The sequence below is a fragment of the Burkholderia seminalis genome, assembly GCF_001718535.1.
GTDB lineage: Bacteria > Pseudomonadota > Gammaproteobacteria > Burkholderiales > Burkholderiaceae > Burkholderia > Burkholderia seminalis.
Map to the genome: position 1 here is coordinate 2,706,815 of NZ_CP013398.1, position 22,006 is coordinate 2,728,820.

Sequence of the window (22,006 nt, forward strand, 5' to 3'; positions counted from 1 at the left end):
TGCCGCCGATGACTTTTTCCGCCGCGCTCTTCGACATGGACGGCCTGCTCGTCGATTCCGAGCGGACCATCATGAACACGTGGATCGACGTGTCGAACGCGCACGGTGTCGTGCTGACCGTCGCCGACTACCTGCAGATCGTCGGCCGCTCGTTCGCCGAAGGCCAGGTCATCCTGGCGCGGCTGATCGGCCAGCCCGAGACGTTCGATGCCGTGCGCACCCGCGTGCGCGAACAACTCGCGGCGCCCGAGCCGCATCCGAAGTTTCCGCTGAAGCCCGGCGCGCTCGCGCTGCTCGATGCGCTCGCACAGGCCGGCATTCCATGCGCGGTCGCGTCGTCGTCCGCGGGCGACGTGATCCGCGCGCGGCTCGATGCGGTCGGCGTGCTGCCGTTCTTCCGCGCGATCGCGGGCGGCGACGAAGTCGCGCGCGGCAAGCCCGACCCGGCCGTCTACCGGCTCGCGGCCGAACGCCTCGGCGTGCCGGCGCACCGGTGCGTGGCATTCGAGGACAGCGACTTCGGCGCGCAGTCGGCCGCCGGCGCCGGCGCATCGGTCGTGACCGTGCCGGACCTGAAGGCGCCGACGCCCGAGATCGTCGCGCTGAGCCTGCACGTGCTCGCCTCGCTCGACGACGCGGTCGCGCTCGTGCCGTCGTGGTTCGGCCTGCAGGGCACGTCGCAGCCCGCCTAGGCATCCCCGCGCGCCGCGCCATTCCATGCAAAACGGGCACCCGAGGGTGCCCGTTTCGTCGTGCCGCCGAACGACCGGCGTCGCGATGGTCCTTACTTGTTGCCGGCCGTCTCGGACAGCCGCTTCATCGTCGCGATGCGCGCACCGATCAGGTCGACGCGCCCGTCCTCGCCGACGAGCGGCGCCGTCGCGTCGCGGAACCCGACCCACGCGCGCTGCGCACGCACGAGCGTCGCGGCCGAGTGGGCCGGCATCTTGCGACGCAGCTTCTGGTAATAGCGGTTCAGGTCGAACAGCGCGTGCTCGCACGCGGCATCCTGTTCGCACGGCCGCACGCGGCGCACGGCCGGACCACGCGGCGCGTTTGCCGCCGGCTTCGCGTTCGGCGTGGCCGCGGCAGCCTGCGCCGCGTTCGTGCCGCCCTGCGCGCCGCTCGCGCCCGCGACCGGTACCGCGGCGGGCGGCGCATAACGATCGGCCGCGCCGCGCAGCGCCAGCGCGCGATCGCGCACCGGCTGCAACTGCAGGTCGGCGCTCGACATCGCATACGACGTGCCGCGCGTCGTGTCGTATACGGCCTTCAGCAAATGCACTTCGTCCTTGCGCCAGGTGAGCCAATGGCGCTGGCTGTCCTGCCAGCCGCGCTTCGCATCGGCCGGCGCGTCCTTCAACAGGCGCTGGTACGCGCCGTCCATCACGGCCTGCCACTGCTGCTGCGCTTCGCCCATGCACTGGATCTGGCCGGCCGGCGACGACCGGTCGCGCCGCGCGAGGCATTGCCGCATCGCGACGTCGATCGGATCGGCCGCCGCGACTTCCGCGTGCGCGACGCCCGACCCTGCCAGTCCCGCCGCGCCTGCCGCCCAGACGACGAGCGCGGCCAGCGCCGCGCGCATCGCCCGGATTCGTCCGTGCGTCGCCATCAGTCGCGCACGCAGTCGACGAAGTACTCGACGCGGCCGTTCACTTCTTCCGCGACGAGGCCGTGGATGTCGGTGTGGAAGCCCGGGAAACGCTCGTTGAAGTCGCGCGCGAACCGCAGGTAGTTCACGATCGTCTTGTTGAAGCGCTCGCCCGGGATCAGCAGCGGAATGCCCGGCGGGTACGGCGTCAGCAGGATGCTCGTCACGCGGCCTTCGAGCTCGTCGAGCGGCACGCGGTCGATCTTGCGGTGCGCGAGCTTCGCGAACGCGTCCGACGGCTTCATTGCGGGCTCCATGTCCGACAGGTACATCTCCGTCGTCAGGCGGGCGATGTCGTTCGCGCGGTACACGTCGTGGATCTGCGTGCACAGGTCGCGCAGGCCGACGCGCTCGTAGCGCGGATGCTGCGCGACGAATTCCGGCAGCACGCGCCACAGCGGCTGGTTGTTGTCGTAGTCGTCCTTGAACTGCTGCAGCTCGGTCACCATCGAGTTCCAGCGGCCCTTCGTGATGCCGATCGTGAACATGATGAAGAACGAGTACAGGCCGGTCTTCTCGACGATGATCCCGTGCTCGGCCAGGTACTTCGTGACGATCGCGGCCGGAATGCCGGTCTCGCCGAACTCGCCGTCGACGTCCAGCCCCGGCGTGATGATCGTCGCCTTGATCGGGTCGAGCATGTTGAAGCCTTCCGCGAGCGGGCCGAAGCCGTGCCAGTGGTCGTTCGGCTTCAGCATCCAGTCGTCGCGCGAACCGATGCCCTCCTCGGACAGGTTGTCCGGGCCCCACACGCTGAAGAACCAGTCGTCGCCGTATTCGGCGTCGACCTTGCGCATCGCGCGGCGGAAGTCGATCGCCTCGGCGATCGATTCCTCGACGAGCGCGGTGCCGCCCGGCGGCTCCATCATCGCGGCCGCGACGTCGCACGACGCGATGATCGCGTACTGCGGGCTCGTCGACGTGTGCATCAGGTACGCCTCGTTGAAGCGGTGCTTGTCGAAGGTGCGGTTCTCGGAGTCCTGCACGACGATCTGCGACGCCTGCGAGATGCCCGCGAGCAGCTTGTGCGTCGAGTGCGTCGCGAACACGAGCGCGCCCGTGCGCGGACGGCCGTCGCCGATCGCGTGCATGTCGCGGTAGAAATCGTGGAACGTCGCGTGCGGCAGCCACGCTTCGTCGAAGTGCAGCGTGTCGAGCAGGTCGCCGAGCAGATCCTTGATCATCTCGACGTTGTAGACGACGCCGTCGTACGTGCTCTGCGTGATCGTCAGGATCCGCGGCTTCATGTCCGGGTTCTCGCGCAGCGCCTCGCGCGCGAACGGGTTCGCCTCGATCTTCTTGCGGATGTTCTCCGGCTTGAATTCGTCGCGCGGGATCGGCCCGATGATGCCGAAGTGGTTGCGCGTCGGCGTGAGGAACACGGGGATCGCGCCCGTCATCGTGATCGCGTGCAGGATCGACTTGTGGCAGTTGCGGTCGACCAGCACGATGTCGCCCGGCGCGACCGTCGCGTGCCAGACGATCTTGTTCGACGTCGACGTGCCGTTGGTCACGAAGAACAGGTGGTCGGCGCTGAAGATGCGCGCCGCATTGCGCTCGGACGCCGCGACCGGGCCCGTGTGGTCGAGCAGCTGGCCGAGTTCGTCCACCGCGTTGCAGACGTCCGCGCGCAGCATGTTCTCGCCGAAGAACTGGTGGAACATCTGGCCGAGCGGGTTCTTCAGGAACGCGACGCCGCCCGAGTGGCCCGGGCAGTGCCACGAGTACGAGCCTTCGTCCGCGTACTTGACGAGTTCCTTGAAGAACGGCGGCGCGAGCGAGTCGAGATAGACCTTCGCCTCGCGGATGATGTGGCGCGCGACGAACTCCGGCGTGTCCTCGAACATGTGGATGAAGCCGTGCAGCTCGCGCAGGATGTCGTTCGGCAGATGGCGCGACGTGCGCGTCTCGCCGTACAGGAAGATCGGGATGTCCGCGTTGCGGCGGCGCACTTCGGTGACGAACGCGCGCAGCTCGATGATCGCGGTCGCGAGTTCGGGCAGCTCGCCGTCCTGGCCGGTCTCGCCGAGCATGAGTTCGTCGTCGTCGATCGACAGGATGAAGCACGACGCGCGGCTCGACTGCTGCGCGAACGACGTCAGATCGCCATAGCTCGTGAGGCCGAGGACTTCGACGCCCTCCTTCTCGATCGCTTCGGCCAACGCCCGGATGCCGGAGCCCGAGATGTTCTCGGAGCGGAAATCTTCGTCGATGATGACGACGGGAAAACGAAACTTCATGGGCGATTCTCCAAAAAGAACGACCGCGGCGCGTCACGCGCAGCGGTCACCCGAAAACTGGTGAGACGTTATGCAACCAGATCAGGTTTTCGGCAGCGTGACACCGCGCTGCCCCTGATACTTGCCGCCGCGATCGGCGTACGACACGTCGCACACTTCGTCGCTCTCGAAGAAGAGCACCTGCGCAACGCCTTCGTTCGCGTAGATCTTCGCGGGCAGCGGCGTGGTGTTCGAGAATTCCAGCGTGACATAGCCTTCCCACTCGGGTTCGAACGGCGTCACGTTGACGATGATCCCGCAGCGCGCATAGGTCGACTTGCCGAGGCAGACCGTCAGCACGGTGCGCGGGATGCGGAAATATTCGACGGTGCGGGCCAGCGCGAACGAGTTCGGCGGGATGATGCACACGTCGCCCTTGAAATCGACGAACGAGCCTTCGTCGAAGTTCTTCGGATCGACGATCGTCGAGTTGATGTTCGTGAAGATCTTGAATTCGTCTGCGCAGCGAATGTCGTAGCCGTAGCTCGACGTGCCGTAGCTGACGATCCGGCGGCCGTCCTCGGACGCGCGAACCTGATCGGGCACGAACGGCTCGATCATCTTGTGCTCTTCGGCCATGCGCCGAATCCACTTGTCGGACTTGATGCTCATAGGGGGCGCCAGGAAACGCTGCGTGACAGTCAGGAAGGGCCGCGCGCGCAAGGCGGCGGCCGGGAAAGGCGCATATTTTACGCGATCATCGGCGCACGCACGCGGCGGCCGTCAACGGATCACGCCGCAGGCCAGCGCGGGCCCCGCGCCATGCTGCGGAAACGCGGGATCGCTCGGGTCGCGGTGCACCAGCGCCGCGCGGTTCATCGCCGAGCGCACGCCGTCGAGGGCCAGATCGGGCGCGACGATGAAGCCGGCCGCGACGCCGTTCGCGTCCGCATGGATGTTGCCGAGATCGCCGGCGACGCGGGCGCCCGCGCGCAGGCGATCGGCGGCCGGCGCGAACACCTGGCCGGCGCTCGAGCCGTCGCCCGCGTTGCAGTCGCCGCGTTCGTGCACCTGCAGCGCATGATCGCTGTTCGGCGGCAGGCCGGCCAGGTTGTAGGTGACCTGGACGCCGTCCGGGCGCTCGACGAACGTCACCGCGCCGCGCGCCTGCGCGCCGACCGTCGGCTGCAGTTGTGCGTCGGCCCGTTTTTCGTACGACGAGGAAAAGGAGGTACAGCCGGCCAGCAGGCCCAGCGCGGCGGCGGCCAGCAGCGCGCGCTGCGCGCGGCCGGCGCGCACGCCGTGATGTCGTTGTTTCATTCGATCCTCATGCCGGCTGGCGGCCGTTTGATACGACGGCCGCGCCGGGCGGGTAAAGGGACCCGGGAAAAGTCGCCATGATACCGCGCCTCGCGGCGCCGTAAACAGCGTAAGGCCCCGCCCCGCAAGGGTTTTACGTATTTTGAACAACGATCGACGGGAACTTCGACGTCATGTCGCGCGATCGCTCGGCAATCGCCAGCGCGACGCCGCGCGCGATATCGCGGTAGCGGCGCGCCAGCGCGCCGTCCGGATCGGCCGCGACCGTCGGCGTGCCGCTGTCGGCGCGCTCGCGGATCGCGATGTCGAGCGGCAGGCTGCCGAGCACGTTCACGTCGTAGTCCTTCGCCATCCGCTCGGCGCCGCCGGCGCCGAAGATGTGCTCTTCGTGGCCGCAGTTCGAGCAGATGTGGATGCTCATGTTCTCGACGATGCCGAGGATCGGAATCCCGACCTTCTCGAACATCTTCAGCCCCTTCTTCGCGTCGAGCAGCGCGATGTCCTGCGGCGTCGTGACGATCACCGCGCCGGTGACGGGCACGCGCTGCGCGAGCGTGAGCTGGATGTCGCCGGTGCCGGGCGGCATGTCGACGATCAGGTAGTCGAGTTCGCGCCAGTTGGTCTGGCGCAGCAGCTGTTCGAGCGCGGAGGTCGCCATCGGGCCGCGCCACACCATCGGGTTGTCTTCCTCGATCAGGAAGCCGATCGAGTTCGCCTGAAGCCCGTGGCCGACGAGCGGGTTCATCGACTGGTTGTCCGGCGACTCGGGGCGCTGGCCGTGGATGCCGAGCATCGTCGGCAGCGACGGACCGTAGATGTCGGCATCGAGGATCCCGACCGACGCGCCTTCCGCCGCGAGCGCGAGCGCGAGGTTCACGGCCGTCGTGCTCTTGCCGACGCCGCCCTTGCCCGACGCGACCGCGACGATGTTCTTCACGTTCGGCAACAGCTTCACGCCGCGCTGCACCGTGTGCGCGACGATCTCCTGCGACACGGCGACGCGCGCGTCGCGCACGCCCGGCACGGCCTGCAGCGCCGCGGCGACGCGTGCGCGCACGTCGCCGTGCTGGCTGCGCGCGGGGTAACCGAGCACCACGTCGAGCGTCACGACATCGCCGTCGATCGCGACGTTGCGCACGCCCTTGTTCGCCGCATACGGGCGGCCGGTATTGGGGTCGACGACTGCCGCCAGTGCGGCGTCGACTTGTGCCCGGTCAATGCTCATCGAAACTCCGTGAAAACGTTTTTCTCGCGCGCAAACGTCAAAAAATATCAAATTACGCTGCGAAAATCGGGAAAAGTGAAAGAATCTGTTGCATGCCATTGCGCGAACGCGCAACCCGGCGCACTCTTCGCGTGCGGCACGCTATAGGGCCAAATCGGCCACTCACCGCCTATATTGTAGAGGCTGACGCGTCGCGCTGTCCGAACAGCCACGCTGGCGGACAGGGCATGCGGCCGCCTCGGCGGCTGCCGCGAGCGCAGGCCTGCCCTCCTTTTTCGGGCGGCCCGCGCAGGGAGCCGTAACTGTTGTTGTCGTCGTTGTCGACTCGTTCAACCAAGAGAGGAATCCAAGATGAACATGAAAATCGCGACCCGCTTGTCCGTCTTCGCATTGGCCGGCGCACTGCTGGCAGGCTGCGCCACGCAGCAAGGCAACAACACGGCCGTCGGTACCGGCACGGGTGCGGCGCTGGGCGCGGGCATCGGCGCGCTGGCGGGCGGCGGCAAGGGCGCGGCGATCGGCGCAGGCGTCGGCGCGCTGGTCGGCGGCGTGACGGGCTACAACTGGCAGGCGATCAAGAACAAGCTCGCACCGTCGGCAGCGAAGACGGGCACGCAGGTCACCGAGCAGCCGGACGGCTCGCTGAAGCTGAACGTGCCGAGCGCGGTCACGTTCGCGACGAACCAGTACGCGATCACGCCGGCCTTCACGCCGCTGCTGAACGACCTGGCCACGACGCTGAACCAGAACCCGCAAGTGACGGCCTCGATCGTCGGCTACACCGACAGCACGGGTTCGGCCCAGCTGAACCAGACGCTGTCGCAGAACCGCGCGCAAAGCGTCGTGAACGCGCTCGCGCAGCGCGGCGTGAACGCCGGCCGCCTGTCGGCGCAAGGCATGGGCGCATCGAACCCGATCGCGGACAACGCGACCGAAGCCGGCCGCGCACAGAACCGCCGCGTCGAAATCTACCTGCGCGCAGCGCAGGCGCAGTAAGCACGCGACAAGGAGAATGCGCGGGCAGACCGCCCGCGCAGCCCCGCCGGACAAGCCTTCCGGCGGACCCGGTAACAAATCGAAAAAATTTTCGAACTTCTGTCGCAGGCCGTGGTCAGTATTTACGGTACGCGGCTGGTGTTGCCGGCGCGTCACCATTCTCCTCTTGTCGTTGTTGCTCCGGGGCCGTATCCGCCCCGGTTTTTTTTGCCCGCAGAATTCGTGCTGCATTGCAGCACAACACCACCGGGCACGCCGCTTGCGCTGCTCCGCCGCCTCCGGCGCGCGGTCCGCGGCGCCCGCCCGCCGCGCCGATGCGCGCCCCTGCTAGAATCGCACTTTCCCGTCGTTTTTCCGCTGTTCCTCTACAGACCCTATGTCCGCATCCGACCTCACTTCCGTGCAGGCTGCGGCGCCGCAAGGCAGCCGCCAGATCCTCGTCACGTCCGCACTGCCCTATGCCAACGGGCAGATCCACATCGGCCACCTGGTCGAGTACATCCAGACCGACATCTGGGTGCGGACGCTGCGAATGCATGGCCATGAGGTCTACTACATCGGCGCCGACGACACGCACGGCACGCCCATCATGCTGCGCGCGGAGAAGGAAGGCCTGACCCCGAAGCAGCTGATCGAGCGCGTGTGGATCGAACACAAGCGCGACTTCGACAGCTTCGGCGTGTCGTTCGACAACTTCTACTCGACCGATTCGGACGAGAACCGCGTGCTGAGCGAGAAGATCTATCTGGCGCTGCAGGAAGCCGGCCTGATCGCCGAGCGCGAGATCGAGCAGGCGTACGACCCGGTCAAGGAAATGTTCCTGCCCGACCGCTTCATCAAGGGCGAGTGCCCGAAGTGCCACGCGAAGGATCAGTACGGCGACAGCTGCGAAGTGTGCGGTTCGACCTACCTGCCCACCGAACTGCTGAACCCGTATTCGGTCGTCTCCGGCGCGACGCCGGTGCGCAAGACGTCGAAGCACTACTTCTTCCGCCTGTCCGACCCGCGCTGCGAGTCGTTCCTGCGCGAATGGGTGAGCGGCCTCGCGCAACCCGAAGCGACCAACAAGATGCGCGAATGGCTCGGCGACGCCGGCGAGTCCAAGCTCGCCGACTGGGACATCTCGCGCGACGCGCCGTATTTCGGCTTCGAGATCCCGGGCGCGCCCGGCAAGTATTTCTACGTGTGGCTCGACGCGCCGGTCGGTTACTACGCGAGCTTCAAGAACCTGTGCGATCGCAACGGCGTCGACTTCGACGCATGGATTCGTCCGGGCTCGAAGGCCGAGCAGTACCACTTCATCGGCAAGGACATCCTGTACTTCCACACGCTGTTCTGGCCGGCCATGCTCGAGTTCTCGGGCCACCGCACGCCGACCAACGTGTTCGCGCACGGCTTCCTGACGGTCGACGGCGCGAAGATGTCGAAGTCGCGCGGCACGTTCATCACCGCGCAGAGCTACATCGACACGGGCCTGAACCCCGAATGGCTGCGCTACTACTTCGCCGCGAAGCTGAACGCGACGATGGAAGACATCGACCTGAACCTCGACGACTTCCAGGCGCGCGTGAACAGCGACCTCGTCGGCAAGTACGTGAACATCGCGAGCCGCGCGGCCGGCTTCCTGATCAAGCGTTTCGACGGCCGCGTGCAGGACAGCGCGATGAACCACCCGCTCGTCGCGAAGCTGCGCGACGCGATTCCGCAGATCGCCGCGCACTACGAAGCACGCGAGTACGGCCGCGCGCTGCGCCACACGATGGAGCTCGCGGACGAAGTGAACGCGTACGTCGACGGCGCGAAGCCGTGGGATCTCGCGAAGGATCCGGCCAACGCGGTCGCGCTGCATGAAACCTGCAGCGTGAGCCTCGAGTCGTTCCGCCTGCTGTCGCTCGCGCTGAAGCCGGTGATGCCGCGCGTCGCCGAAGCCGTCGAGGCATTCTTCGGCATCGCGCCGCTCGCGTGGGCCGATGCCGCGAAGCCGCTGTCGTCGGCGCAGCCGATCAAGGCGTACCAGCACCTGATGACGCGCGTCGACGCGAAGCAGATCGAGGCGCTGCTCGCCGCGAACCGCGATTCGCTGCAGGCCGAGGCCACGGGTGCCGCCGCCGCGAGCGCGAACGCCGCGAAGGATGCGAAGAACAATGCCAAGGCGAACGCGAAGCCGGCGGCCGCGAACGGCGCCGACGACGCCCCGATCTCGATCGACGATTTCGCGAAGATCGATCTGCGCATCGCGAAGATCGTCGCGTGCCAGGCGGTCGAAGGCTCGGACAAGCTGCTGCAGCTCACGCTCGACGTCGGCGAGGAAAAGACCCGCAACGTGTTCTCGGGCATCAAGTCCGCCTACCAGCCCGAGCAGCTCGTCGGCAAGCTGACGGTGATGGTCGCGAACCTCGCGCCGCGCAAGATGAAGTTCGGCCTGTCCGAAGGGATGGTGCTCGCCGCGTCGGCCACCGACGAGAAGGCGGAGCCGGGCCTCTACATCCTCGAGCCGCACAGCGGCGCGAAGCCCGGCATGCGCGTGAAGTAAGCCGCACGCGCCGCCGCTGGCGCAAGAGAAAAACCCCGCACGCATCGTGCGGGGTTTTTTTCATGGCTGCTCGGAACGCCGCGTGCGCGCGGCGTCGCTGCCGAACCACCGGTCGAAACGACGCGTGTAGTTCAGGTCGACGCCCTGGAACGTGCCGCCGTACGCGGACACCGACCAGAAGCGCGTCAGGTTGATCGTCGCCTTGAACGCGTTGCTCGCCGACTGCAGCCCCTGCTCGAAGCCGAGCACGAACCGCTCGTTGATCGCCTTCGACACCAGCACGACCTGCGGATCGGTCAGGCCGACTTCGCTGCGGCCGACCGAGACCTCGTCGAGGCCGAAGGTCTGCGCGACGCGCTTGCCGGTCACGCTGCCGAGCAGCCCGAGCGCCGCCGTCATCGCACCCTGCTGGCCGACGTTGTTGCCCTGGTCGGTGCCGTGCCCGAACAGCAGCCACGACAGCTTTTCGTTGTCCGTGACGTTCGGCTCCGACACGAGCTTGACCGTCAGCGACTGGATCGTGCCCGTCACCTGCACGCCGGCCTCGACCTCCTGGTTGCGCCGCATCGCGAGGATGTTGACGCCCGGGTTCGACACCGGGCCGTTGAACGTGAAGAAGCCGTTCTCGATCGCGAGCTTGCGGCCGAACGACGTGTACGTCGAGCCTTCGGTCACGCGCACGTTGCCGACCGCGCGCAACGGCACGCCCGGCGCGCTCATCACGGTGATCGTGCCGCGCAGCCCGAGATCGGCGCCGTGGCCCTTGAAGCGGAAGTTGTTGCCGAGGCCGATGTCGATGTTCGCGCGCGGCGCCAGCGACGGCGCCGGCTTGTCCCCGGCCGGCTTCGGCTTCGCGGCCGCGGTGCCGGTGGGCGTCTCGCCGCGCACCGTGCCGTCCGGCTGCACGATCACGACGTCGTCGGACAGGTGTGGCGCCGATTCCTCGGGCAGGTCGAACAGCGCGCGGTCGACCACGAACTTGCCGTCGATCGACAGCGCGCCGCGCGGCCCGTCGTTCGCGACGGTCGCCTTGCCCGACAGCGACAGCTTGCGGTCCGGCGCCGCGAACAGTTCGAGCTTGTCCGCGACGATGCTCGCGGTCAGGTCGGGCGCCTCGCCGTCGAGGCGCACGCGGCCGAGCGCGCGCAGCGTGCCGTCGCCGCCGTGGAACTCGACCTGCTGGAATTCGACGAGGTTGTCCGACAGCTTCACGCGCACGATGCCGTCCTTCAGCTGCACGCCCTGGTCGATCAGCGTCGCGGACAAATCGTCGCCCGTCAGCATCCCCGACAGGTTCGGCTTCGCGGGCGTGCCGGCGACCGTCAGCTTCAGCGCCGCGCGCCCGCCCAGCAGATAGCTCGGCCCGAACAGGTTGCCGGTCGTCTTCAGCGCCGGAATGTCGGCGTCGATGCGGCCCGACAGCGGCCCGTCGTTGACGACCCCGAACACGCCGTCGCGCAGCGCGAACGGCACCGTGACGTTCGCATCGAGCGTGCCGATCCGGCTCGCCTTCGCGAGCGCCGTCACGTTGAGCCGGTTGCCGGGCGTGAAGCTCGCGCGCGCGGACAGGTCGGTGAGCCCGAGCGACGCGATGCCGCGCCCGCTCTCGATCGTCACGTCGCCGCCGCGGCGCTTCACCTGCACGTGGCCCGTCGCGTTCGCGCCGAGCGAGAAATCCCAGTCGGCGTCGAGCACGACGTCGGTCCGCACCGGCGGCCGCTGGCCGGTCAGTTCCTGGCGAACCTCGAGGAACCGCGCGACCGACACGCCGCTCACCGAACCGGCCGAGCGCATCTGGCCGTGATCGAACACGAACGACTTCAGGTCGATCGCCGCGCCTTCGAGCGTGAGCCGCGTCGCGCCGAGCGTCACGCGGCCGGCGCCGGCCGACACCGTCAGCGGCGCCTGCAGCGCGACGGCCGGCGTACCGCGATTGGCCAGACGCGTGACGGTGCCGTCCCAGCGCATCCCGTCGCGATTCTCGACCACGCCGCCATTCGCCGCGAGCGTCAGGTCGATCACGCGGCCGTCGGCCATCCCGAGCGCCGACGCGTCGAGCGTATGTTTCGCGCGCGTGCCGTCGAGGTTCGCGCGCAGCGATTTCAGCTTGAACGACCCGAGCGCGATGTCGGTCGCGTCGGCCGTGAACACGAGTGCGCCGTGCGCGCCGTCGCGGATGTCCGCGCGGCCTTGCGCGGCGCCGATCCGGTTCGAACCGACGACGACGCGCTCGGCCTTGTAGGTGGCCGTCACGTTCGGATGCGCGAAGCTGCCCGTCAGGTCGCCCTGCGCCTGCACGAGCCCTTCGATGCCGAAGCCGAGTCGGTCGAGCTGCGGCGCGTCGACGACGAAGCGCAGCCGGTCGCCGGGCGCGCCGAAGCTGCCGCGCAGGTCGACGTGGTTGCCCGCGATCGACAGGTTCGCGTTGCTCGGCAGGATCCGCGAACCGGCGAGCTGCACGACGCCGGCGCCGGTCAGCGGCACGCCGTCGTACAGGCTGTCGCCGAGCTTGAAGGTCGCCTTCGTCGAGACCTGCGGCGCGAACGCGCCCGACGCCGTCAGCGTGCCCGACACGCGCGTCTCGCCGTGCTTGGCCGGCGCCTTGGCCGCCTTGGCGGGCGCCTTGCCGCCGCCGGCCTGCGGGGCGCTCATCGCGGCGAGCAGCAGCGGATCGAACGCCGTCAGCGTCGCCTTCGCGTCGTAGCTCGAATGCGCGTCGTGGCGGAACACGCCCGTCAGGTCGATACGCCCCTTGCCGGCCGTCACGCGCGCATCGGTCAGCACAGTCTGCTGCGGCGTCAGCGCGACTTTCGCGCGCGCGCCGAGCGCGAGCTTCGGGTCGTTCAGGTTGAAGTCGACGGTCGTCGCGTCGCCCGCGAGCGTCACGCCGAGCGGGCCGCCGAGACGCATCGGCCGCAGCTCGGCGACGAACGCGTTCAGGTCGAGGTTCGCGACCTTCAGGTCGAAGCGGCCCTTGCCGCCCTTCAGCGTGCCGTTGCCCGTCACGCTGCCGTCGCGGATCAGTTTCAGCGCGAGATCGTCGATCCGCTGCGCGTGCGCGTCGAGATGCACGTTCGCATGCGCATCGATCACCGGCAGCAGATGGTCGCCGAGCGTGCCCGGTTTCGCGTTGACGATCGACACGGGGCCCGTCACCGCGAACCCCTTCACGGGCGCCGCGCCGGCCGGCGCGGTCACCGGCGCGAGTGCCGCGCGTACCGCGAGATCGGCCGCCGGCGCGCCGGGCGAAAGCGCCTGCGGGTTCACGTGATCGAATGCGAGCGATGCGCGCGTGAGCGGCACGTCGCCGAACGGCGCCGCTTCGACGTGCGCACGCCCGTTCAGCTTCATCCCGCTCGCGTCGACGTCGGCGACGAGTGCTTCGAGCGAGCCCGACACGCGGGCCCGCGCGTCGACCGGCTCGTCCGACAGCTTGCCGGCGTAGGTCGCCTCGCCGCTCAGCGCGAACGGCTTCACGCCGTCGAGCTTCGCGCGCGCGGTCAGCGCGCCGTACGGCGTATCGACGCCGTCGAGCACGAGTTCGTGGTGGCGCCCGTCGCTGCGGCCGCTCAGCGCGAGGTGATCGAGCTGCGTCGTCGAGCCGCCGTCGTGGATCGCGAGGTGATCGACGCGCAGGTCGTCGATCCGCAACTGCAGCGGCAGGCTCAGGTCCTGCGGCGTCGTGCCCGGCGTCGACGGCCCCGGCGCGATCCGCACGTCGATCGTGCCGGCGCGCAGATAGGCGATCGACAGCCGCCACGGCGCACGCGTGAGCGCCCAGCGGCCGTCGAGCCGGTCGATCCGAACCTCGGTGCCCGACCCGTCGGGGCTCGTCCACGCGAAGCCGCGCAGCCGCACGCCGGTCGCGAGCGAGCCGCCTTCCAGCGTCCCCGCAAGCCGGGTGCCGAGCACGTGCCCGGCCACCTGCCACGCGAGCCGCGTGCCGCGCTCGGTCGTCACCGCGCCCAGCACGAGCCCCAGCGCCAGCACGACGAGCAGCACGACCGTCGCGAACGTCCATGCGGCGATGCGCACCACCCGGCCGCGGCGCGGCGCGCGCGGCGGCGTGTCGGGCGCGCCGTCGGGCGAGTCCGGATCGTGAGGCGGCGGCGTGTCGTTCGGGTCCTTCGTCATGCGGTTCGTCGTCGATGAAGCGGTACGGTCAGAAAGCGATGCCGAGCGTCAGGTACGGGCGCACGCTATGGTTGCGCAGCCCGTACGCGACGTCGACGTTGATCGGGCCGACGGGGCTGCGCCAGCGCGCGCCGACGCCGACACCCGGGTAGAACACGCGCTCGCCCCACGCATCGGTCGCGGTGCCGATGTCGAAGAAGGTCGCGGCGCCCCAGTCGCGGTTGAACCAGTGCTGGTATTCGGCGGTGCCCGTCATCAGGTACTTGGTGGGCAGCACGGAGCCGCCCACGCTGTTGCCGATGCTCTGGTAACCGTAGCCGCGCACCGAGTTCGAGCCGCCCGCACGGAACAGCAGCGACGCCGGCACGCCGGTCGAGCTGCCGCTCGTGAACACGCCGCCGAGCTCCGCGCGGAACACGAACAGGTCACGCTTGCCGACCGGCAGGTACTGCTGCCCGCGCGCGTAGCCGCGGATGAAGCTCTGGTCGGTCAGCACGCCCTTCACCGCGAAGCCGGCCTCCGCGTGGATCAGGTTCCCCGAACGCGGGAACAGCGGATCGTCGACGTTGCGGCGCGTCCACGCCCATTGCGGCACCAGCGCGCGGCTCGTGGTCGGCCCCGCGCTGTTCTGGTCGAGCCGGTCCTGGTAGAACATCAGCGAATACGAATAGTCGATGAACTGGCCGGTGCGCGTGCGCTGCGCGCCGACCCGCGCGCTGTAGATGCGCGTGTCCGACACGTTGGTATTCGTATAGGACGCGAGCACGCTGTTGGTCCAGCCCTTCTCGCCCGGCGGCATCGACAGCTGGACCTGCCCGTACTGCTGGATCTGGTCGAGCCGGCCCGACACCGTCAGCGGCCACGCGGCGCCGAACGTGTCGAGATACGTGTAGGAGCCCTGCACGTGCGGTCCGGTATCGGTGGCGAAGCCGACGCCGCCGCGGATGTTGTTGTACGGGAACTCGCTGACCTTCACGTGCACGGGCGTGCGCTCGGGCTTCGACGTATCGTCGCCGACGTCGATCGCGACGCTCGCGTAGTACGGCGTGTTCTGCAACTGCCGCTGCAGTTCGGTGATCCGTCGCACGTCGTAGATCTCGCCTTCCGACAGCGGATTGACGTTCGTGACGATCTTCTCCGGATAGCGGCGCACGCCGTCCACGTCGACCTTGCCGATCGTGAACGTCGGGCCGCTGTCGAACGTGACCGCGAGCGTCGCGCGCTGCGTGCGCGGATCGATGCGTGCCTCGGACGACGCGATCTTCGCGCCGAGATAACGGCGCGACTGCAGCTGCCTGAGCGCCGCGTCCTTCGCGCCGTCCCAGTCGGACTGCGTGAACGGGTCGCCCGGCTTCAGCGAGAACGCGAAACGGGTCGCGGCCTCCTGCTTCGGATCCTCGGTGTCGACGGGCCCCTTGAACGTCAGGTCGACCGTCGACACGACGGTCTGCTTCCCCGGATCGACCGCGATGCGCACGTCGCGCTTGCCGTCGCGCGTGCGCACGTCGGTCCGCACGACCGGCGAGAAATAGCCGGCCGTCGCGGTCAGGTCGCGCACCTGCTGCGGCGTGGCGGTCACGAGGAAGTCGAACTGGTCGTCGCTGATGTCGTCGCGCTTCGCGAAGCGCGCGATATCGAGATGCGACTTGAGGAGCTTGCGGATCGAGCGCGGCGCGTCGATGTCGACGTCGTACTTCGCGTGGGCCGGCAGCGCGAAGCACGCGGCGAGGCACCCGGCGAGGGCCGCCCGCGCGATGCCGGCCGCGGCGCCGGCGCGACCGCGCGCCACGCGCGGGCCCGCGTGATGCACCGTAGGTGCTTGCTGGTTCGACTGCCCCGCCAAATATGACCTCGCCGTCCTGGATTGTTACGGTTTCGTGGAAAACCCTGTATTTGACCACAGGGCGCGGGCGCCAAAGCCAAACGATTGTGAAAGAGTGCAGGGTCCGGCACGACCGCCGAACCCCGCACGCCGGCGGCCGACCCGCGGATTCGACGCGCGATTGGCGCCGGCTGTTCCCCGCGATGCGGTAAAATCCCGCCATCGCGAATCCGGCGCATCGTGCGCCGCCCGAAACGGAAGATCCAGCCATGCCGTACCAGTCCGACGTCACGCAATTCCTGAACCAGCTCAAGCAGCAGAAGCCGACGCTCGAAGAAGAGCAGCGCAAGGGCCGTTCCCTGCTGTGGGACAAGCAGCCGATCGATCTCGAAGAGCGCGCCGAGCAGCAGGAATCGCGCGTGAAGCAAACGTCGTACGTCTACTACCAGAACTTCTGACGACGTGAGCGCCGCCGACGAGGCCAGCGCCGCCCGGCAGGACGACGCGATCGCCGCGCCCGCGGGCGCCGATTCGACGCCCGACACGGTCGACGGTGTCGCGGCGTTCGCTCGCCTGTACGGCGAGCCGCTCTTCAAGCTGCCGCAGGATCTGTACATCCCGCCCGATGCGCTCGAGATCTTCCTCGAGACGTTCGAGGGCCCGCTCGACCTGCTGCTGTACCTGATCCGCAAGCAGAACTTCAACGTGCTCGACATCCCGATGGCGCAGGTCACCGCGCAGTATCTGGGTTATGTCGACCAGATCCGCACGTCGAACCTCGAGCTGGCGGCCGAGTACCTGCTGATGGCCGCGATGCTGATCGAGATCAAGTCGCGGATGCTGCTGCCGGTCAAGAAGGCCGACACCGGCGAGGAAGCGGAAGATCCGCGCGCCGAACTCGTGCGCCGCCTGCTCGAATACGAGCAGATGAAGCTTGCCGCGCAGCGGCTCGACCAGTTGCCGCAGCTCGGCCGGGACTTCCTGCGCGCCGAGGTCTACATCGAGCAGAGCATCACGCCGCGCTTCCCCGACGTGAACTCGGACGACCTGCGCGCCGCATGGGCCGACGTGCTCAAGCGCGCGAAGCTCGTCCAGCACCACAAGATCTCCCGCGAGGAGTTGTCGGTGCGCGAGCACATGAGCCTGATCCTGCGCCGGCTGCAGAACGCGCGCTTCATGGAGTTCGCCGACCTGTTCGACACGTCGCGCGGCGTGCCGGTCGTCGTCGTGAACTTCATCGCGATGCTCGAACTCGCACGCGAATCGCTCGTCGAGATCACGCAGCCCGAACCGTTCGCGCCGATCTACGTGCGCCTCGCGTACCTGCCCGCGTAACACCCGCCCCCGCCGCTTACCGTTCCCCGGCGCCTCGCCACGCTCGCCGCCGCGCCGCGGCGGCTGGCCGTCGGGCGGGTTTCCGCCACGCCCGGATAAAAAATGAACGATCGTTCTTTTATCGGTGCGTCCGGCGGCCAAATCCTCTACAATCCGCCGACGCCGATGCGCCGCCCGCGCGCCGGCGTGCTCCGCTTCGACCCCGACGCCGCTGCCGCGGCGCCAACGCGCGCATGCGCGAGGAAACCCGCTACCCGATCATGAAAGTCATCAGCTCGATCCAGGAACTGCGCGACCAGCTGCGCGGACAGAACCGCACGGCGTTCGTGCCGACGATGGGCAACCTGCACGAAGGGCACCTGTCGCTGATGCGTCTCGCGCGCCAGCACGGCGACCCGGTCGTGGCGAGCATCTTCGTCAACCGGCTGCAGTTCGGCCCGAACGAGGATTTCGACAAGTACCCGCGCACGCTGCAGGACGATATCGAGAAGCTCCAGAAGGAAAACGTCTACGTGCTGTTCGCGCCGACCGAGCGCGACATGTACCCGGAACCGCAGGAATACCGCGTGATGCCGCCGGACGATCTCGGCGGCATCCTCGAAGGCGAGTTCCGGCCCGGCTTCTTCACCGGTGTATGCACGGTCGTGTCGAAGCTGATGGCCTGCGTGCAGCCGCGCGTCGCCGTGTTCGGCAAGAAGGACTACCAGCAGCTGATGATCGTGCGCCGCATGTGCCAGCAGCTCGCGCTGCCGGTCGACATCATCGCCGCCGAAACCGTGCGCGACGAGGACGGCCTCGCGCTGTCGTCGCGCAACCGCTACCTGTCGACCGACGAGCGCAAGGAAGCGCCGGAGCTCGCGAAGACGCTGCAGCGCATGCGCGAAAGCGTGCTCGGCGGCGAGCGCGATCTCGGCAAGCTCGAGCAACAGGCGCGCACGCACCTGGCCGAGCGCGGCTGGGCGCCCGACTACCTGTCGATCCGCCGCCGCGCGAACCTGATCGCGCCGAGCGCCGCCGAACTCGAAGCCGGCGAGCCGCTCGTCGTGCTCGCGGCCGCGAAGCTCGGCGCGACGCGCCTCATCGACAACCTGGAAATCTGACGGGCGGCCCGCCCGCGCCTCTCATATCGCATCACGGAGACACCATGCAGCGCCACATGCTCAAATCGAAGATCCACCGTGCGGCGGTCACGCACTGCGAACTGCACTACGAAGGTTCGTGCGCGATCGACGAAGACCTGCTCGAAGCCTCGAACATCGTCGAAAACGAACGGATCGACATCTGGAACATCAACAACGGCGAGCGCTTCTCGACGTACGCGATCAAGGGCGAGCGCGGCAGCGGGATGATCTCGCTGAACGGCTCGGCCGCGCGCCGCGCGCAGCTCGGCGACCTCGTGATCATTGCAGCGTTCGCGATGGTCGACGAAGCCGAACTGCAGGCCGGCTGGAAGCCGAAGCTCGTGTTCATCGACGACGGCAACAAGATCAAGGGCCACCGCGATCACGTGCCGACGCAGAACTGGACGTAACCCGGCTGCCGCCCACGGACAAAGGGCCGGATCCCGTACTGCACGGGATCCGGCCCTTTTCGTTTCGTCGTGCGTGCGCGGCGGCTGCGCGCTCAGGAGGCCTTGGCGACCTTCTCGGCCTTTTCCGACTTCGGCGGCCGGCGCTCGGCCCATTCGACGATCGGCCGCCACTGTTCGAGATCCTTCTCGACGCGGCTCTTCGCGACGTCCCACAGCGTCAGGCCGTGCGCGGCGATCTGCACGTAGTTCTGCGTGTCGCGCACGTAGCCGAGCACCGGCAGGCCGAGCCCTTCGACGAAGCGGTGCAGCTGGTCGGACGAGCGCGTGCGCGCGTCGACCCGCATCCCGACGATCCCGACCTCGACGCTGCCCTTGCGCACGGCCTTCTCGCCGGCCAGGCGCTCCAGAAACTGCTGGGTCGCGAGAATATCGAACATCGACGGCTGCAGCGGCACGATCACCTTGTCGGCCAGTTGCAGCGCGAGGTTGAGGCGGGTGCCGTGCAGGCCCGCCGGCGTGTCGATCACCGCATATTCGAGGCCGCGCGGCGGCTTCGACGGCGCGTCCGGGTCGAGATCCCACGCCTCGATCGGCGGCAGGCCGGCCGGCCGCAGGTCGAGCCACGCATGCGCGGACTGCTGCCGGTCCAGGTCGGCGAGCGCGACCCATGCGCCCTGCGCCGCGAAATAACCGGCAAGATTGGTGGACAGCGTGCTCTTGCCCACGCCGCCCTTCGGATTCGCCACCACGATCACCGTCATGAATTCCCCCGAAGAAGCCACGCGGCGCCGGCCGCATGGCTGGCGCCGCTCGATTGCGGATACAGGGAGCGATGATATCGGCAAACGGGGTGTCACCGGAACGGGTTGCGCCGATCCGCGCACCACTTTCGTCCGACTTACGCGCGCCGGACCGCGGCCTCCGGCGCGCCGATCGCGAACGCGCCGCCGCCCAGCAGCGCCTGCACGGCCAGCGTGACGGCCCAGAACGCCGGATATTCCCAGCCGCCGTGCGGCGACGCGAAGCTCCAGCCGTTCGGCAGATGGGCGGCGGTCGCGCCGAGCATGAACGGCAGCAGCACGAGCGCGGCGACGCGCACGCGCACGCCCGCGAGCAGCGCGAGGCCGCCCGCCAGCTCGACGAACGTCGTCAGGTAGGCGAGCCAGCCCGGCAGGCCGATCGACGCGAAAAACTGCGCGGTGCCGGGCAGCGTGAAGACGAACACCTTCTGCGCGACGTGCGCGAGGTACAGCACACCGAGCGTGACTCGCAGCAGCGTCGCGGCGAAATCGTTCAGGCGATTGGCGTTCATGGCGGATTCCTTCATGAGTGGATGAGAATGGATCGCACTCTATTCGAATCATTTCGACCGATAAACACGCCAATTCGCTTTAACTATCTCCAAACAGGAACGAATCGGATTAAAAAAAGGCATGACCGATCATGCCCGTTGCGATACGTCAGTAGCCGCGCTTGCCTTGAGTCGCGTCGCCCGAGCCGGACGGGCCGCCGGGCGCCGGCGAATCGCACGCGTGCGCCACCGCCGACACGCCCAGCAGCGCCGCGAGCAGCACGCTCCACCACCATCGAGCCTTCATCGTCGCACACCTCCGGGCGGACCTCCGCCCTCCTCTGTTGTACGCGATCGGGCGGAAAAAGCGAGAGCCGGCCGCCCGCGCGTCAACGAAATTCGGCGTACAGCGCGTCGAGATCGAGATGGTCGGCGAACGTGTCGGCCAGCCGCTCGAGCGATGCCTCGCGCAGCGCCGGATAGTCGATGCGCGCCGCGCCGTCGAGCCCGGCCCAGGCGAGCAGCGCCGCGCAGGCGTCGGGCGTGTCGAACAGCCCGTGCACGTAGGTCGCGAGGATCTGGCCGTCCGCGGACACCGCCCCGTCCGGCCGCGCGCCGTCCTGCGTGCCGCCGGCTGCCAGCGTCAGCGCGGGCGCCGCGAGCGCGGGCCCGCGCGTGTCGCCCATGTGGATCTCGTAGCCGCGCACGGCGCCGCCGCCCGGCAGCGCGAGGTGCCCCGTCACGTTCTTCAGCGTCTTGTCGGGCCGCAGCGTCGTGTCGAAATCGAGCAGCGCGAGCCCCGGCACGCTGCCGGGCGCGCCTTCGAGGCCGAGCGGATCGTCGAGCGTGCGCCCGAGCATCTGCATCCCGCCGCAGATGCCGATCACCTTGCCGCCGTAGCGCAGGTGGCGACGGATCACCGCCTCCCAGCCCGCGTCGCGCAACCATGCGAGATCGCGCTGCACGCTCTTCGAACCGGGCAGGATCAGCAGGTCGGCGTCCGGCACGGGGCCGCTCTTCCAGTACGTGAATTCCACCTGCGGGTGCGCCCGCAACGGATCGAAATCGGTGTGGTTGCTGATGCGCGGCAGCGCGGGCACCACGACGCGCAGCACGTCGGCATCGCCGCGCGCGGCGGCGCTGCGCGCCTGCGCGGGCAGCATGTCCTCGGCGTCGAGCAACAGCCCGTGCAGGTACGGCAGCACGCCGAACACGGGCTTGCCCGTCTGCGCGCGCAGCCAGTCGAGCCCCGGCTCGAGCAGCCGGATGTCGCCGCGGAAGCGATTGATCACGAAACCGCGCACGCGTGCGCGTTCGCTGTCCGACAGGCACGCGAGCGTGCCGACCAGATGCGCGAACACGCCGCCGCGGTCGATGTCGGCGACCAGCACGACCGGACAGTCGACGCGTTCGGCGAAGCCCATGTTCGCGATGTCGCCTTCGCGCAGGTTGATCTCGGCCGGGCTGCCGGCGCCTTCGACGATCACCGTGTCGTAACCGGCGCGCAGGCGTGCATAGGACTCGAGCACCGCATCGAACGCGACCGGCTTGTAGTCGTGATACGCGCGCGCGTCGAGGTTCATGCGCGCCTTGCCGTGAATGATCACCTGCGCACCGCGGTCGCTCGTCGGCTTCAGCAGCACGGGGTTGAAATCCGTATGCGGCGCGACGCCCGCGGCCAGCGCCTGCAGCGCCTGCGCGCGACCGATCTCGCCGCCGTCGGCCGTCACCGCGCTGTTGAGTGCCATGTTCTGCGGCTTGAACGGCGCCACGCGTGCGCCGGCGCGGCGCGCGAGGCGGCACAGACCCGCGACGAGCGTACTCTTGCCCGCATCGGACGTCGTGCCCTGGATCATCAGCGTGCCGCGCGGCCGCGGCTCGGGTGCATTCATCGTGTCAAGGTCGTCGCTAAGCAAAGGCCGCATTATCGCCCGCGACGGGTCGCG

General features: G+C 68.6%; 18 protein-coding genes. 7 read left to right on the forward strand and 11 right to left on the reverse strand.

Translation table 11 applies throughout. The features are described 5' to 3' along the window. Positions 1-8 precede the first annotated feature (8 nt). Positions 9-692 (forward strand): HAD family hydrolase, encoded by a 684-nt coding sequence (locus WJ12_RS12230; RefSeq protein WP_049034415.1) that lies wholly within the window; start codon positions 9-11, stop codon positions 690-692. 92 nt (positions 693-784) lie between these two features. On the opposite strand, the gene WJ12_RS12235 is transcribed toward WJ12_RS12230, so the two are convergent. The 5 genes from WJ12_RS12235 to apbC all read right to left on the reverse strand — a co-directional run bounded on the left by WJ12_RS12235 (position 785) and on the right by apbC (position 6,418). Beyond that, positions 785-1,615, reverse strand: coding sequence for a lysozyme inhibitor LprI family protein (locus tag WJ12_RS12235; protein WP_049034414.1), 831 nt, complete (start codon positions 1,613-1,615; stop codon positions 785-787). After that, on the reverse strand, positions 1,615-3,894 hold the full coding sequence (locus WJ12_RS12240; protein ID WP_034186253.1) for an arginine/lysine/ornithine decarboxylase: 2,280 nt from the start codon (positions 3,892-3,894) through the stop codon (positions 1,615-1,617). The genes WJ12_RS12235 and WJ12_RS12240 overlap by 1 nt, the downstream gene beginning before the upstream one ends. 81 nt (positions 3,895-3,975) lie before the next feature. Further along, a complete protein-coding gene (gene dcd, locus WJ12_RS12245) occupies positions 3,976-4,545 on the reverse strand; it encodes a dCTP deaminase (RefSeq protein WP_006398615.1) in 570 nt (189 codons plus the stop codon). A gap of 111 nt (positions 4,546-4,656) precedes the next feature. Then, positions 4,657-5,193, reverse strand: coding sequence for a superoxide dismutase [Cu-Zn] (gene sodC / locus WJ12_RS12250; RefSeq protein WP_034186254.1), 537 nt, complete (start codon positions 5,191-5,193; stop codon positions 4,657-4,659). Positions 5,194-5,326: 133 nt separating this feature from the next. After that, positions 5,327-6,418 (reverse strand): iron-sulfur cluster carrier protein ApbC, encoded by a 1,092-nt coding sequence (apbC, locus tag WJ12_RS12255; protein ID WP_059560382.1) that lies wholly within the window; start codon positions 6,416-6,418, stop codon positions 5,327-5,329. Positions 6,419-6,769: 351 nt separating this feature from the next. Between apbC and WJ12_RS12260 the strand changes: the two genes are divergently transcribed. Further along, a complete protein-coding gene (locus tag WJ12_RS12260) occupies positions 6,770-7,414 on the forward strand; it encodes a YiaD family glycine zipper/OmpA-like lipoprotein (RefSeq protein WP_034186256.1) in 645 nt (214 codons plus the stop codon). Positions 7,415-7,790: 376 nt separating this feature from the next. Beyond that, positions 7,791-9,947: a methionine--tRNA ligase gene (gene metG, locus WJ12_RS12265; RefSeq protein ID WP_059560379.1), complete on the forward strand. Its 2,157-nt coding sequence runs from the start codon at positions 7,791-7,793 to the stop codon at positions 9,945-9,947. Positions 9,948-10,007: 60 nt separating this feature from the next. On the opposite strand, the gene WJ12_RS12270 is transcribed toward metG, so the two are convergent. Continuing rightward, positions 10,008-14,081, reverse strand: a complete 4,074-nt coding sequence (locus WJ12_RS12270; RefSeq protein WP_059560377.1) for a translocation/assembly module TamB domain-containing protein — start codon at positions 14,079-14,081, stop codon at positions 10,008-10,010. A gap of 28 nt (positions 14,082-14,109) precedes the next feature. Beyond that, positions 14,110-15,924 carry an autotransporter assembly complex protein TamA gene (locus WJ12_RS12275; RefSeq protein ID WP_059560374.1) on the reverse strand — a complete coding sequence of 605 codons (1,815 nt, stop codon included), beginning with the start codon at positions 15,922-15,924 and terminating at the stop codon, positions 14,110-14,112. 248 nt (positions 15,925-16,172) lie between these two features. Here WJ12_RS12275 and WJ12_RS12280 point away from each other — a divergent pair, with 248 nt between their 5' ends. The 4 genes from WJ12_RS12280 (at position 16,173) to panD (ending at position 18,769) form a co-directional block, all read left to right on the forward strand. After that, positions 16,173-16,361: a DUF3460 family protein gene (locus WJ12_RS12280; RefSeq protein ID WP_006478107.1), complete on the forward strand. Its 189-nt coding sequence runs from the start codon at positions 16,173-16,175 to the stop codon at positions 16,359-16,361. Between the two features lie 4 nt (positions 16,362-16,365). Further along, positions 16,366-17,238, forward strand: coding sequence for a segregation and condensation protein A (locus WJ12_RS12285; RefSeq protein WP_034186260.1), 873 nt, complete (start codon positions 16,366-16,368; stop codon positions 17,236-17,238). Positions 17,239-17,498: 260 nt separating this feature from the next. Continuing rightward, entirely contained in the window at positions 17,499-18,338 is an 840-nt protein-coding gene (gene panC / locus WJ12_RS12290; protein WP_034186335.1) for a pantoate--beta-alanine ligase, read from the forward strand. A gap of 44 nt (positions 18,339-18,382) precedes the next feature. Then, a complete protein-coding gene (panD, locus tag WJ12_RS12295) occupies positions 18,383-18,769 on the forward strand; it encodes an aspartate 1-decarboxylase (protein ID WP_031398432.1) in 387 nt (128 codons plus the stop codon). A gap of 92 nt (positions 18,770-18,861) precedes the next feature. Here panD and WJ12_RS12300 read toward each other — a convergent pair whose 3' ends face one another. From WJ12_RS12300 to WJ12_RS12310, 4 genes are all read right to left on the reverse strand, one after another. Then, positions 18,862-19,530 carry a ParA family protein gene (locus WJ12_RS12300; protein WP_059560371.1) on the reverse strand — a complete coding sequence of 223 codons (669 nt, stop codon included), beginning with the start codon at positions 19,528-19,530 and terminating at the stop codon, positions 18,862-18,864. Between the two features lie 137 nt (positions 19,531-19,667). After that, positions 19,668-20,081 (reverse strand): DoxX family protein, encoded by a 414-nt coding sequence (locus tag WJ12_RS12305; RefSeq protein WP_049028495.1) that lies wholly within the window; start codon positions 20,079-20,081, stop codon positions 19,668-19,670. A gap of 148 nt (positions 20,082-20,229) precedes the next feature. Beyond that, on the reverse strand, positions 20,230-20,367 hold the full coding sequence (locus WJ12_RS36395; RefSeq protein ID WP_167361873.1) for a hypothetical protein: 138 nt from the start codon (positions 20,365-20,367) through the stop codon (positions 20,230-20,232). Between the two features lie 82 nt (positions 20,368-20,449). Next, positions 20,450-21,952 (reverse strand): cobyric acid synthase, encoded by a 1,503-nt coding sequence (locus WJ12_RS12310; protein ID WP_059560368.1) that lies wholly within the window; start codon positions 21,950-21,952, stop codon positions 20,450-20,452. Positions 21,953-22,006 lie beyond the last annotated feature (54 nt).

Bases quoted from the DNA above. Each gene is read 5' to 3' on its own strand.
- WJ12_RS12300 (WP_059560371.1), bottom strand. From the start codon at position 19,530: ATGACGGTGATCGTGGTGGCGAATCCGAAGGGCGGCGTGGGCAAGAGC.
- WJ12_RS12230 (WP_049034415.1), top strand. From the start codon at position 9: ATGACTTTTTCCGCCGCGCTCTTCGACATGGACGGCCTGCTCGTCGAT.
- WJ12_RS12280 (WP_006478107.1), top strand. From the start codon at position 16,173: ATGCCGTACCAGTCCGACGTCACGCAATTCCTGAACCAGCTCAAGCAG.
- WJ12_RS12310 (WP_059560368.1), bottom strand. From the start codon at position 21,952: ATGAATGCACCCGAGCCGCGGCCGCGCGGCACGCTGATGATCCAGGGC.
- WJ12_RS12305 (WP_049028495.1), bottom strand. From the start codon at position 20,081: ATGAACGCCAATCGCCTGAACGATTTCGCCGCGACGCTGCTGCGAGTC.
- panC (WP_034186335.1), top strand. From the start codon at position 17,499: ATGAAAGTCATCAGCTCGATCCAGGAACTGCGCGACCAGCTGCGCGGA.
- apbC (WP_059560382.1), bottom strand. From the start codon at position 6,418: ATGAGCATTGACCGGGCACAAGTCGACGCCGCACTGGCGGCAGTCGTC.
- dcd (WP_006398615.1), bottom strand. From the start codon at position 4,545: ATGAGCATCAAGTCCGACAAGTGGATTCGGCGCATGGCCGAAGAGCAC.
- WJ12_RS12240 (WP_034186253.1), bottom strand. From the start codon at position 3,894: ATGAAGTTTCGTTTTCCCGTCGTCATCATCGACGAAGATTTCCGCTCC.
- sodC (WP_034186254.1), bottom strand. From the start codon at position 5,193: ATGAAACAACGACATCACGGCGTGCGCGCCGGCCGCGCGCAGCGCGCG.
- panD (WP_031398432.1), top strand. From the start codon at position 18,383: ATGCAGCGCCACATGCTCAAATCGAAGATCCACCGTGCGGCGGTCACG.
- WJ12_RS12235 (WP_049034414.1), bottom strand. From the start codon at position 1,615: ATGGCGACGCACGGACGAATCCGGGCGATGCGCGCGGCGCTGGCCGCG.
- WJ12_RS12260 (WP_034186256.1), top strand. From the start codon at position 6,770: ATGAACATGAAAATCGCGACCCGCTTGTCCGTCTTCGCATTGGCCGGC.
- metG (WP_059560379.1), top strand. From the start codon at position 7,791: ATGTCCGCATCCGACCTCACTTCCGTGCAGGCTGCGGCGCCGCAAGGC.
- WJ12_RS36395 (WP_167361873.1), bottom strand. From the start codon at position 20,367: ATGAAGGCTCGATGGTGGTGGAGCGTGCTGCTCGCGGCGCTGCTGGGC.
- WJ12_RS12270 (WP_059560377.1), bottom strand. From the start codon at position 14,081: ATGACGAAGGACCCGAACGACACGCCGCCGCCTCACGATCCGGACTCG.